Origin of the sequence: Mesorhizobium norvegicum (genome assembly GCF_004919685.1) — a bacterium.
In the GTDB taxonomy this organism is placed as follows: domain Bacteria; phylum Pseudomonadota; class Alphaproteobacteria; order Rhizobiales; family Rhizobiaceae; genus Mesorhizobium; species Mesorhizobium norvegicum.
Genome location: NZ_SMYZ01000061.1, coordinates 53,445 through 64,978, shown reverse-complemented (window position 1 = coordinate 64,978; position 11,534 = coordinate 53,445). Strand labels below are relative to the sequence as shown.

At 63.7% G+C, this 11,534-nt stretch carries 11 protein-coding genes; 5 read left to right on the top strand and 6 right to left on the bottom strand.

What is annotated here, in order from left to right; translation table 11 throughout:
• Positions 1–286 precede the first annotated feature (286 nt).
• The gene (locus FCU66_RS25150) at positions 287–1,261 is read left to right on the top strand and encodes a WD40 repeat domain-containing protein (protein ID WP_136616384.1); all 975 of its coding nucleotides are present in this window, start codon (positions 287–289) and stop codon (positions 1,259–1,261) included.
• A 2-nt stretch (positions 1,262–1,263) separates the two neighbouring features.
• Here the strand turns inward: FCU66_RS25150 and FCU66_RS25145 are convergent, their stop codons facing one another.
• The gene (locus FCU66_RS25145) at positions 1,264–1,719 is read right to left on the bottom strand and encodes a hypothetical protein (protein ID WP_136616385.1); all 456 of its coding nucleotides are present in this window, start codon (positions 1,717–1,719) and stop codon (positions 1,264–1,266) included.
• 65 nt (positions 1,720–1,784) lie between these two features.
• On the opposite strand from FCU66_RS25145, the gene FCU66_RS25140 reads away from it, so the two are divergent.
• Complete coding sequence (locus FCU66_RS25140) at positions 1,785–2,216, top strand: MarR family winged helix-turn-helix transcriptional regulator (protein WP_136616386.1); 432 nt, start codon at positions 1,785–1,787, stop codon at positions 2,214–2,216.
• Between the two features lie 18 nt (positions 2,217–2,234).
• Here the strand turns inward: FCU66_RS25140 and FCU66_RS25135 are convergent, their stop codons facing one another.
• Positions 2,235–2,687, bottom strand: a complete 453-nt coding sequence (locus FCU66_RS25135; protein ID WP_136616387.1) for a hypothetical protein — start codon at positions 2,685–2,687, stop codon at positions 2,235–2,237.
• 157 nt (positions 2,688–2,844) lie between these two features.
• On the opposite strand from FCU66_RS25135, the gene FCU66_RS25130 reads away from it, so the two are divergent.
• Both FCU66_RS25130 and FCU66_RS25125 read left to right on the top strand, forming a co-directional pair.
• Positions 2,845–4,224: an aspartate aminotransferase family protein gene (locus FCU66_RS25130; RefSeq protein ID WP_136616388.1), complete on the top strand. Its 1,380-nt coding sequence runs from the start codon at positions 2,845–2,847 to the stop codon at positions 4,222–4,224.
• A 32-nt stretch (positions 4,225–4,256) separates the two neighbouring features.
• The gene (locus tag FCU66_RS25125; RefSeq protein WP_168991743.1) at positions 4,257–5,642 is read left to right on the top strand and encodes a glutamine synthetase family protein; all 1,386 of its coding nucleotides are present in this window, start codon (positions 4,257–4,259) and stop codon (positions 5,640–5,642) included.
• Positions 5,643–5,660: 18 nt separating this feature from the next.
• Here FCU66_RS25125 and FCU66_RS25120 read toward each other — a convergent pair whose 3' ends face one another.
• The 4 genes from FCU66_RS25120 to FCU66_RS25105 form a co-directional block, all read right to left on the bottom strand.
• Positions 5,661–6,941: a glycerate kinase type-2 family protein gene (locus FCU66_RS25120; RefSeq protein ID WP_136616390.1), complete on the bottom strand. Its 1,281-nt coding sequence runs from the start codon at positions 6,939–6,941 to the stop codon at positions 5,661–5,663.
• Positions 6,938–7,441, bottom strand: a complete 504-nt coding sequence (locus FCU66_RS25115) for a heme-degrading domain-containing protein (protein ID WP_136616391.1) — start codon at positions 7,439–7,441, stop codon at positions 6,938–6,940. The genes FCU66_RS25120 and FCU66_RS25115 overlap by 4 nt, the downstream gene beginning before the upstream one ends.
• A 78-nt stretch (positions 7,442–7,519) precedes the next feature.
• Positions 7,520–8,833: a guanine deaminase gene (guaD, locus tag FCU66_RS25110; protein WP_136616392.1), complete on the bottom strand. Its 1,314-nt coding sequence runs from the start codon at positions 8,831–8,833 to the stop codon at positions 7,520–7,522.
• Position 8,834: 1 nt separating this feature from the next.
• The gene (locus tag FCU66_RS25105) at positions 8,835–10,052 is read right to left on the bottom strand and encodes a urate hydroxylase PuuD (protein ID WP_136616393.1); all 1,218 of its coding nucleotides are present in this window, start codon (positions 10,050–10,052) and stop codon (positions 8,835–8,837) included.
• 132 nt (positions 10,053–10,184) lie between these two features.
• Here FCU66_RS25105 and FCU66_RS25100 point away from each other — a divergent pair, with 132 nt between their 5' ends.
• A complete protein-coding gene (locus tag FCU66_RS25100; protein ID WP_136616394.1) occupies positions 10,185–11,105 on the top strand; it encodes a LysR family transcriptional regulator in 921 nt (306 codons plus the stop codon).
• Positions 11,106–11,534: the final 429 nt, after the last annotated feature.

Here is an 11,534-nt window from a genome sequence, read left to right as displayed (position 1 = left end):
ATCCGGTTCGGACACCGGCACCTTCTCCCCGTATAGTGACGGGGAGAAGGTGCCGGCCGCAATGCCGACGCCTATTCTGCAGCGATGGCGATTGGCGAAACCGTCCGCGACAGCCGTCTTTCTCCCCGTCACTATACGGGGAGAAATGTCCGGCAGGACAATGAGGGGCAGCGCTGACCTCGGCAACTGATATCAACGATTGCTCTAGCTTTGGCGCCTCTCATGGTTGCCGGACGTGCAAACGTCGAGTAAGCCGCCCTCTGCACTTTCATTGACAAAGATAGCCATGCCCACAGTCGCCCCCCTAGACCTCGAAGGCCATTGCATCGCTGCCGTCTTCCTCGGCGACGTGCCGCATTTCGCGCTGGCTGACGGCGCCATCCATCGGCTCGACCATGGCCACAAGACGGTTCAGGCGAATGACGGGCTGCTCGCCGCTTTCCATGATGCGGCCAACGACCGGCTGATCACCGGCGGCGAGGACGGCAAGGTGTTTGCCGTGAAAGCAGGCGGCGAGATCATGGAACTGGCGAGCGCCGGAAAGAAGTGGATCACCAGCGTTGCCGCCGGACCGCAAGGCGCCATCGCCTATGCCTCGGGCAAGACCGCCTACGTGCGCTTTGCCGACGGCAAGACCAGGGAATTTGTCCATCCGCGTTCGGTGGAGGGGCTGGCCTTCTCGCCCAAGGGCATGCGCTTCGGCGTTGCCCGCTACAATGGCGCGACGCTGCATTTCCCGGCCGCCGAGGGCAAGCCGGTGGAGCTCGAATGGGCCGGCGCCCACACCGGCATCGCCTTCTCGCCCGATGGCGCCTTCCTCGTCACCACGATGCAGGAAAACGCGCTGCATGGCTGGAAGCTCGCCGATGGCAAGCACATGCGCATGACGGGCTATCCCGGCAAGGTCAAAAGCCTGTCGTGGAGCGTGAAGGGCAAGTGGCTGGCGAGTTCCGGCGCGCCGGCGGCGATCGTCTGGCCGTTTTCAGGCAAGGACGGGCCGATGGGCAAGGCGCCGCTGGAACTCGGCACGCGCGGCAACGCCATGGTGACGGCTGTCGCCTGCCACCCGAGCCAGGACGTCGTCGCCGTCGGCTATGATGACGGCATGGTGATGGCGGTGCGTTTTGCCGACGCCAAGGAAGTGCTGTTGCGGCGGCCGGGCAAGGGCGCCATCACCTCGATGATGTGGGACAAGGAAGAGCGCCGTGTCGCCTTCGGCAGTGCCGCCGGCGACTGCGGCGTCATCGACATCACGGCCTGAACTCACCGCGCTCGCGCGGCCAGCCGAAGCGGCTTCCGCCGCAGCGACAGCCCGTCGCGCATGTTGAGCGACAGCAGTGCGATATTCGTCGCGCCGGCCACCAGTTCGATCGTCTGGACGATTGTGAAAAGGCTGTCGAAGCTACCGGCCGCGGCAAGGCTGCTGAGCAGGAAGGCCGAGGGCACGAGCACCAGAAGTCCGTTGGCGGCGATGATGCGCATGCGCCACTTCTTGCGTGCCACGACCGGACTCTTCCAGCCCTTGCCTAGCGAAAAGCCTGACGCGCCGGCAATGATCATCGCCGGGATAAGCACAGCCATGCCGGCCAGCACATAGTTTTTGACCGTTGTGATCGCGGCCGCGTCGCCGAGCAGTTCAACCGTGACTGTCGACAGCCAGAAGGCCGAGACCGTGATCAGCGCAATGGCGCCCGCCGCTGCATGAATCCTGGTTTTCATTTTTCATCTCCATAGCAAGCTATATATCGTTGCATAGCATGCTATTCAACTATTATCTGGCGGGCATGACATTTCAGAAGGAACGATCCGCCGGATTCCTGGCCAACCACATGGCGCGGTTGTTTGCCAACGGGCTGCAGCAGCGCATCCGGCCGCTCGGCCTGGCGCCGGCCCAGTTCATGACGCTGCTGGCGCTGTGGGATGAAGATGGCCTGACGCAACGCGAACTCGTGCAGCGTCTCAACGTGGAACAGGCGACGATGGCCAACACGCTGATCCGCATGGAACGTGACGGGCTGATCGAACGACGCCTGCACCCCGAAGACGGGCGCTCGCAGTCGATCCATCTCACCGCGAAAGCCGTTGGCCTGCGCGAGCCGGCGACGCAGGCCGCGCGTTCACAGAACGAGGCGGCACTGACCGGCTTCAGCGAGGACGAGCGGCTGATGTTTCTCGACCTGATGCGACGCGCCATCGCCTCGATGCAGGCAGGCTGACACAGCCGATTGGCGAGCCTACTCGGCCCCGCACGACACCTTGCCCGTCAACTCCGCCGGCTTGCCGTCCTTGTCCGTGTCGGCGGCATTGTCATAGACGGCAAGCGTATACTGCCCGTCATAGACGCCTTCGTCGCTGGCCTTGGTCAGGATCGTCAGCTCAACATAGTTGTAGGCATCCGCGAGCTGACGCTCATGGTAGATGTTCAGCCGCAGCTCCTTGCCGTCCAGCCAGTACTGGGTCAGGTTGGAATCCTCGAACACCGTCTTGCGCAGATGATCGCCGACCGGCCTCGCCTTGATTTCGAGATCGCCGCGAAAGTTGAAGGTCGGGCCGCCCATGCCTCTGGTGACGCCGGCGCCGACGTCGAATGTCACCGCCGCGTCGTCAACGTCGCACCAGATGCCGCCGGAGGCAAAGGCCGCGCTGGCCGACGACAGAAGCATTGCCACACAGATGATCGTCCGCATCTTTGCCCCTCTACCTCAATTCCCACTCATATTGGCGCTGACTTCGGCAGCACGGTCAAGCGCCGCAGCCAAAGGCTGAGCCAACGCAGGACGGACGCGCGGCCAATTGCGGATGCGGACACGGATTGTCTAAGAGGGATCGACCAGAGGGGTTTTCATGCATAGCGACACGTCCAAGACGTCCATCGGCGGCATCGGCCGCGACCGCATTGCCGATCTGCGCGAAACCGAGGGGGCGGCCTTCCGCAAGGCGCGGCCAAAGTCGCAAGCCAAGGCCGGCAACGGCCTGCCCGGCTTCTTCGGCGGCGTGCCAATGCACTGGATGAACGACTGGCCGACGCCGTTTCCGATCCTGGTCGACCGCGCCAAAGGCGCGACCATCACCGACATCGACGGTATCAGGCTTGACGATTTCTGCCTTGGCGACACCGGCTCGATGTTCGGCCATTCGCCGCCGCCGGTGGCGCGCGCCATCCGCCGCCAGGCAGGACGAGGCCTGACCTATATGCTGCCTTCGGAAGACGCGCTCGCCATCGGGCCGCTGCTGCAGCAGCGTTTCGGCCTGCCGTTCTGGCAGATCGCGACGACGGCGACCGATGCCAACCGCTTTGCGCTGCGCGTCGCCCGCGCCATCACCGGCCGGGAGAAAATCCTGGTCTTCAATGGCTGCTATCACGGCTCGGTCGACGAGACGATGGTGCGGCTGATCGACGGCAAGCCAGTCAACCGGCCGGGGTTGGCCGGCGAGTTCCGCGACCTGACCCGTACGGCCAAGGTCATCGAGTTCAACGATGTTTCAGCACTCGAAGCAGCCCTCAGGGACAAGGACGTCGCCTGCGTCATCGCCGAACCGGTGCTGACCAATTCCTGCATGGTGCTGGCCGATCCGGGCTACCATGACGCGCTGCGCAAACTAACGCGCCAGGCCGGCACACTGCTTCTGATCGACGAGACGCATACGATCTCGACCGGCCCGGGCGGCTACACCAGGAAATACGGGCTGGAACCGGACTTCTTCGTGCTGGGCAAGCCGATCGCCGGCGGTGTGCCGGCAAGCGTGTGGGGCATGAGCGACGACGTCGCCTCACGCTACGCTGACTACAACAGGACCAAGGAGCCGGGTTATTCCGGCATGGGCACGACGCTCTCGGCCAACCCGCTGCAGTTCGCGGCGATGCGCGCCACGCTGGAAGAGGTGATGACTGAAGAAAATTATGACCGCATGGATCATCTGGCGCGGCGGCTCGATGCCGGGCTGACCGGCGTGATCGACCGCTACCGCCTGCCCTGGCATGTTTCCCGCGTCGGCGCCCGCGTCGAGTTCATCTGCGCGCCCGGCCCCTTGAGGAATGGCGCCGAGGCGGAAACAGCGCATGCACCGGAACTGGAGGCCGCCATCCATGTCGCGCTGGTCAATCGCGGCGTGCTGATCGCACCCTTCCACAATATGATGCTGATCTCGCCGGCAACGTCAGGCGCCCAGGTCAACCGGCTGATCACCGCCTTCGGCGCGGTTGCGGCAAAGCTTGCGGCATGAGACAAGCGGCGATGGACCATCCCAATGCTATAATGACCTCACCTTCGGGCTCGACACCCACCGAGGCGCAAGCCTTTCTCGACGCCCATCCCGAGATCGAAGCCTTCGATATCGTGCTGACCGATGCCAATGGCGTCGGCCGCGGCAAGATCGTGCGCCGGCATGAGCTGAAGAGCATTTTCGAGGGCGGCCGCCATATGCCGATCTCGATCCTTGGCCTCGACATCACCGGCGAGGATGTGCACGAAACCGGGCTGATCTGGACGACCGGCGACGGCGACCTCAGGGCCTGGCCGATCCCCGGCACGCTGGTGCCGCTCTACGGCACAAATCCGCCACGCGGCCAGCTGCTGATGGCGATGTACATGCTCGACGGCCGGCCGATGTCGTCGGACCCACGGCTGGCGCTGGCACGGCAGGTCGAGATACTGGCGGCCAAGGGTCTTTATCCGGCCGGCGCCTTCGAACTCGAATTTTTTCTCCTTGCCAATGAGCGCGATGCCGACGGCAAGGTGCAGCCGGCGCGCGCCGTGCTCGATGGCCGCGTCTCGGGCAAGACCGAGGTCTATTCCGTCGATCATCTGCACGGCATGGAGCCGCTGTTCTCCGACATCTATGCAGCCGCCAAGGCGCAAGGCATTCCGGCCGAGACAGTGATTTCCGAATATGCGCCCGGCCAGTACGAATTGACGCTGAACTACCGCAAGGATGTGATGCGGGCGGCTGACGACCTGGTCATGCTGAAGCGGCTGGTGCGGGCGCAGGCGCGCCGCCACGGCGTCACCGCCTGCTTCATGGCCAAACCGATCGAGAAATATGCCGGCTCGGGCATGCATTTCCATGTCTCGCTGCAGGATAAGGCGGGCCGAAACGTCTTTGCCGAAGCCGGCGGCGAGAGCTGGTCGCTGCCGTTGCTGCAGGGACTTGGCGGCCTGATCCAGACGATGGCGGAATCGATGCTGGTGTTTGCGCCGCACGCCAATTCCTGGCGGCGCTTCGTCTCGCAATCCTATGCGCCGGTGGCGCCGACCTGGGGCGTCAACAACCGGTCGGTGGCGCTGCGCGTGCCGGCCGGCGACGCCAAGAACCGGCGCATCGAGCACCGGCCGTCGGGCGTCGACGCCAATCCCTACCTGATCGCCGCGACCGTGCTCGCCGCCATCATCAAGGGCCTCGACGAAGGTCTCGATCCCGGCCCCGAAACCACCGGCAACGGCTATGAGGCGGCAGTCACGCGCACGACGATGCCTGTCGACTGGCGCGCCGCGATCGAAGCTGCCAGGGCGTCAACGTTCCTGAAAGACGCGCTCGGCGAGGACCTGCATCGCACCTTCGTGGCGATCAAGCAGTCCGAATATCTGCGCGTGGCACGCACGGTCAGCGAACTGGACTACCACCTCTATCTGCACGAGGTGTGAGCCAAATCGGCGACTGGTTCAACGGATCAGGATCGCCCTGAGATCGTTGACATTCGTGCCGGTCGGACCAGGCACGAAAAGATCGCCGACGGCATTGAAGGCCGTCCAGGCATTGTTGCCGGCCAGCATGGCCTTGGCATCGACACCGGCCGCGCGCATGCGCGATACGGTCGAACCATCGGCGAAGGCGCCGGCATTGTTCTCCGAACCGTCGATGCCGTCGGTGTCGGCGGCCAGAGCGTGGATGCCGTCGACGCCATTGACGCCGATGGCGAAGGCCAACAGGAATTCCGAATTGCGGCCGCCCTTGCCCCTTATGCCGTTAATGGGGGCGCGCAAGGTCACGGTGGTTTCGCCGCCGGACAGGATCAGCACCGGCTTCGAAAATGGCCGGTTGCGCGTTGCAACTTCGCGCGCGATGGCCGCATGGACGCCGCCGACCTCACGCGCCTCACCTTCGATGGCATCGGAGAGGATAACGGCCTCGACGCCCTGTCGTTTCGCTTCCACCGCCGCCGCCTCGAGCGACACGCCGGCCGAAGCGATCAGGTGGACCTCGTTGCGCGAAAAGCGCTTGTCATCCGGGCTTGGCGCATCGGCGGCAGACGAATTGATGTGAGCCATCACCGCGGCCGGCAGTTTCATGCCATAGGCCGATATCGAGGCCAGCGCGTCTTCGCGGCTGCCGGTATCCGGTACCGTCGGCCCGGAAGCGACCAGCGCCGGATTGTCGCCGGGAATGTCGGAAACGACCAGCGACACCACCTTGGCCGGGTACGCCGCGGCGGCCAGCCTGCCGCCCTTGATGGTGGAAAGGTGTTTGCGGATGGTATTCATCGCCGCGATCGGCGCGCCCGAGGCGAGCAGCGCTTCGTTGACGGCGATCTCGTCGGCGAGCGTCAGGCTGCCGGCCGGCGACGGCAGAAGCGCTGAGCCGCCACCGGAAATCAACGCGACGACCAGATCGTCCGCTGTCAGCCCCCGGACCTTGGCGAGCAGGCGCCGCGAGGCTTCGAGCCCGGCGGCGTCCGGCACCGGATGCGCCGCCTCGATGATCTCGATGCGCTCGCAGGTTGCGCCATAGCCGTAACGGGTGACGACCAGCCCTTCGATGGGGCCGTCCCAGGCCTTCTCGAACGCCGCCGCCATCTGCGCCGAGCCTTTCCCAGCGCCGATGACTATGGTGCGGCCCTTGGGCTTGGCCGGCAAATGATCCCTGATGGTTCGTTCCGGATCGGCGGCGGCGACGGCCGCGTTGAAGATGGAGGTGAGGAAGGTTTTGGGATCGAGCACGGTCATTCGGCTTCCCGAGGCAATGCCAGCTCGCGCTTGTCGACGCCCAAATGATGACACAGCGCATCGACCACGACGCCATGATCCTCGCGCTCCGGCAATCCGGAGACGGCGATCACACCAATGACGCCGGCGCCTTTGACCGTGACCGGAAAGCCGCCGCCAGCCAGCACATAGTCGGTGATATCAAGTCCTTCTCCGACCTTGAAGGTGCGGTCGGGGCGCTGCTGTTCCAGCACCATCCGGTAGGTGCTTCTCAGGAACCGCTTGACGACATTGATCTTGCGCCGCGCCCAGTCCGGATTAGAAGCGTTCGAGCCGGGCAGCGCGGCATAGAAGAGCGGCCTATCGAAGGTCCTGATGTCGACGATAACAGGCAGGTTCTCGGCGAGTGCCCGGTCGCGGATGGCTGAACCGAGCTTGAAAGCGACGGCCTCGTCGAACGAGGGGAAGACCAGGACTTCTTCCTGTCTCTTGATCAGAGCGATGTCGTCAGCAACGGCCATGTCGTTCCCCTGTCAACTTCGCCGCACGCTTTGACCGATGGCCGCCGCCGGGTCAAGCAAGGAACGCCTCGTAGTGCTCTAATTCGCCATGTCGCTCTTGGCCGACCGGCCTGCGACATAGACCTCGCGGACAGTGCGGTCGTCACCCAGCGTCTGCAGGAGAAACAGTTCCTGCGCCAGCGTCTCAACCGTTTCCATCCTGAGCCGCATCGCCGGCGTCGCCCTGGCGTCGAGCACGACAATGTCGGCATCGCTGCCTTCATCCAGCGTGCCGATCTTTTCCGCCACCGACAGCGCCTCGGCATTGCCGCGTGTCATCTGCCAGAAGGACTGGAACGGGTTAAGCTTCTCGCCATTCAGCGCGATCACCTTGTAGCCCTCATCCATGGTGCGCAGCATGGAGTAATTGGTGCCGCCGCCGACATCGGTGGCGGCTGCAATACGGATAGGCTTGTCGCGTCGGCGGAAGCGCTGGAAGTCAAACAGGCCGGAGCCGAGGAACAGGTTCGAGGTCGGGCAGAACACCGCCACCGACCCCGAGTCCGACAGTGCATCAGCCTCGCGTTCGGACAGATGAATGCAGTGACCGAACAGGCTTTTGCGCCCCAACAGCCCGTAATGCTCGTAGACATCGGTGTAGTCGCGCGACCACGGATAGAGTTCCTGCGTGAAGGCGATCTCGGCGTGGTTTTCCGACAGATGCGTCTGCATGTGTAGATCGGGATGTTCGCGGCACAGCGCGCCCGCCATCTCCATTTGCTCCGGCGACGAGGTGATGGCGAAGCGTGGCGTGATGGCATAGTGCTGCCTACCCTTGCCGTGCCATTCCTTGATCAGCGCCTTGCTGTCGTCATAACCGGATTGCGGCGTGTCGAGCACGCCGTCGGGCGCATTGCGGTCCATCATCACCTTGCCGGCGATGTTGAGCATGTTGCGGTCATGCGACTCGGCAAAGAAGGCTTCGGCTGACGCCTTGTGCACCGAACAATAGGCGGCAACCGTCGTGGTGCCGTGGCGCACCATTTCATCGAGGAACAGCCGCGCGATGCGGCGGCCGTGCTGCGCGTTGGCGAACTTCGTTTCTTCCGGGAAGGTATAGGTGTTCAGCCAGTCGAGCAGTTCTGCGCCATAGGAAGCGATGATCTGCATCTGCGGAAAATGCGCATGCGCATCGATGAAGCCTGGCAGCAGTAGATGCGGCCGATGGTCTATTTTTTTCACTGCATCGCCGGCCTGCTTTTCGACCTCGGCATAGGTGCCCGAAGCGACGATCCTGCCGTCGCGGATCAGCAGGCCGCCATCCTCCTCGTAGCGCCAGGCGGAATGGTCGTCGATGGTTTCGGGCCAGCGCACAAAGGACAGCGTGCGGCCGCGCAGAAGCGTGGAGGTCATGCTATTTCCCTGCGCCTTCGAACCAGGCCACCAGCAGCGCCCGCTCCTTGTCGGTAATCTGGGAGACGTTGGCGGGCGGCATGGCGTGGCTGCGGCCGGCCTGCAGATAGATCTCGCGGGCGTGGTTGGCGATGTCGGCGTCGGTGTCGAGCATCACACCCTTGGGTGCATGATAGATGCCCTCATAGACCGGCTCCGCCGCATGGCACATCGAGCAGCGGCCGAGCACTGTGTCGCGTACCGCCGGGAAATGCGCTGAAGCGACATAGATTTGCGCCGAGGCAGATTCCTTGGGTTCGCCGGTCAGCACCTTCGGCGCGGTCGACAGCCAGATGATGATGATGAACAAGACAAGGGCTCCCAGCCAGGTCCAGGTCGGATTGCCTTTGCGCGCGTGGATCGAGTTGAAATAGTGCCGAATCAGCACGCCGATGATGAACACCAGCGAGGCGATGACCCAGTTGAACTGCGTGCCGAACGCCAGGGGATAGTGGTTCGACAGCATCAGGAACAGCACCGGCAGCGTCAAATAGTTGTTGTGGAGCGAGCGCTGCTTGGCGATCTTGCCGTATTTCGGGTCGGGCTTGCGGCCGGCGATGAGGTCGGCGACGACGATCTTCTGGTTGGGGATGATGACCATGAAGACATTGGCCGACATGATCGTGGCGGTGATGGCGCCCAGATGCAGGAAGGCGGCGCGGCCGGTGAACAGATGCGTCAGCCCCCAGGCGATGAACACCAGCACGCAGTAGAGCACCAGCATCAACCCGGTGTCGCTTTTTCCGAGCGGCGAGCGGCACAGAAGGTCATAGACCACCCAGCCGACGCCGATAGTTGCCAGCGACAGCAGGATGCCGACCGGCACCGACATGGGCAGCACATTGGGATCGATCAGGAACAGATCGGCTCCGGCATAATAGACGACGCACAGCATGGCGAAGCCGGACAGCCAGGTGGCGTAGGATTCCCATTTGAACCAGGTCAGGTGTTCCGGCATCTCGGCAGGCGCCACCAGATATTTCTGGATGTGGTAGAAACCGCCGCCATGCACCTGCCATTCCTCGCCGAAGGCGCCGACAGGCATGCCCGGGCGCTGGCGCAGGCCGAGATCGAGCGCGACGAAGTAGAAGGACGAGCCGATCCAGGCGATGCCGGTGACGACATGCAGCCAGCGCACGGCAAAACTCAGCCAGTCCCAGAAAATCGCGAAATCCATCATTGAAGTCGTCCCTGCCGATGACGCGACTTTACGGTGTCGTGCGCAAACGGAAAGAGGCGAGGTGTGCGATGACTTTCAAAAAAAAATGGAAAATACTAGGCTGATCGCTGCAAACCGGCGAAGGTGCTCCGCATGGCCTATCTCGACAACATCGCCGTCTTCGTTCGCGTCGTCGAACTCGGCAATCTGTCGGCGGCCGGGCGCGACATGCGCATTTCACCGGCGGTCGCCTCCAACCGCATCAAGGAGTTGGAGAAGCACCTGGGCGTGCGGCTGTTCAACCGCACCACACGGCAATTGATGCCGACCGAGCATGGCACGGTTTTTTACGGGGGCGCCAAGCAGGTGCTGGAGGCGATCACCGAGGCGGAAGCCGCGGTCTCGGCGCTATCCGGCCAGCCGCGCGGTACCATAAAGGTGACGGCGCCGCTCGGCCTCGGCCGCCGGCTGGTGGCTTCGGGCATTCCCGACTTCCACGACAAATACCCCGATATCGAGGTGCGGCTGAGGCTGTCCGACCACAATGTCGACATCATGAAGGAAGGCATCGACGTCGCCTTCCGGCTCGGCATCATCGAGGATTCCAGCCTCAGGATGCGCGGCATCATGGAATGCGAACGCGTGCTGGTGGCGGCACCGAAATATCTCGAGGCGCGCGGCGAACCCATTGAGCCGCAGGAACTGATCGGCAAGAAGCACGACTGCCTGATGCTGCGTTACTCCGGCGCGCGCGAATATGTGTGGACGTTGCAGACCCCCACCGGCCCGCAGAAATTCGAGGTGCACGGGCCTTACGACACCGACGATGGCGACGTGCTGACCGGCTGGGCACTGTCCGGACGCGGCATCATCAACAAGCCGCGCTTCGAGGTCGAGCCGTTCATCCGCGACCAGCGGCTGAAGGTGATCCTGCCCGGCGCCCCGCCGACGCCGGTGCAGTTCGCCGCCGTCTATCCGCACAAGAAGCTGCAGGATCCGAAGGTGCGGCTGCTGCTCGACTTCATGGCCGAGCGCTGCCAGCGGCTGATCAACGACCTGCTTGCTGGCAAATAGGACCGCCTGCGGCAAGGAAGGCACCGGTCGATCCTTGACGCCTGCGTACGAGATTGGCCGAAGCTCCCAAACGTCGTCATCCCAGGGCGGAGCAGGAGCGAAGCTCCGTCGCGGAGACCCTGGGATCCATGCCGCGACCTTCACCAAGCAGTGCGGCGGAGCAGAATTCTGCACCGCAGCAGCACTCTGAAGTCGCGGCATGGATCCCTTGGGCTGCGGAGCAGCTCCAGGGGTCTGCGCCGCGTCGCTTCGCTCCTTGCTCTGCCATAGGATGACGAAGTCATTGATGTTTCGGCTAATCGTCGAGGTGTGTGATCCGCCAAAGCAAGCACATACGACCTGTCCAAATGTCCGCACCCCCAGACCGGCCGGAAACTAATTGCTGGCCGGCAAGTGAGCCGCAGTTGGCCCAGCGCCAGCGGTTGCCTT

What these genes read in the sequence shown, in the direction of transcription:
- guaD (WP_136616392.1), bottom strand. Translation starts at nt 8,833, where the DNA reads ATGACCTCCACGCTTCTGCGCGGCCGCACGCTGTCCTTTGTGCGCTGG.
- FCU66_RS25120 (WP_136616390.1), bottom strand. Translation starts at nt 6,941, where the DNA reads ATGACCGTGCTCGATCCCAAAACCTTCCTCACCTCCATCTTCAACGCG.
- FCU66_RS25105 (WP_136616393.1), bottom strand. Translation starts at nt 10,052, where the DNA reads ATGATGGATTTCGCGATTTTCTGGGACTGGCTGAGTTTTGCCGTGCGC.
- FCU66_RS25140 (WP_136616386.1), top strand. Translation starts at nt 1,785, where the DNA reads ATGACATTTCAGAAGGAACGATCCGCCGGATTCCTGGCCAACCACATG.
- FCU66_RS25150 (WP_136616384.1), top strand. Translation starts at nt 287, where the DNA reads ATGCCCACAGTCGCCCCCCTAGACCTCGAAGGCCATTGCATCGCTGCC.
- FCU66_RS25125 (WP_168991743.1), top strand. Translation starts at nt 4,257, where the DNA reads ATGACCTCACCTTCGGGCTCGACACCCACCGAGGCGCAAGCCTTTCTC.
- FCU66_RS25135 (WP_136616387.1), bottom strand. Translation starts at nt 2,687, where the DNA reads ATGCGGACGATCATCTGTGTGGCAATGCTTCTGTCGTCGGCCAGCGCG.
- FCU66_RS25100 (WP_136616394.1), top strand. Translation starts at nt 10,185, where the DNA reads ATGGCCTATCTCGACAACATCGCCGTCTTCGTTCGCGTCGTCGAACTC.
- FCU66_RS25145 (WP_136616385.1), bottom strand. Translation starts at nt 1,719, where the DNA reads ATGAAAACCAGGATTCATGCAGCGGCGGGCGCCATTGCGCTGATCACG.
- FCU66_RS25130 (WP_136616388.1), top strand. Translation starts at nt 2,845, where the DNA reads ATGCATAGCGACACGTCCAAGACGTCCATCGGCGGCATCGGCCGCGAC.
- FCU66_RS25115 (WP_136616391.1), bottom strand. Translation starts at nt 7,441, where the DNA reads ATGGCCGTTGCTGACGACATCGCTCTGATCAAGAGACAGGAAGAAGTC.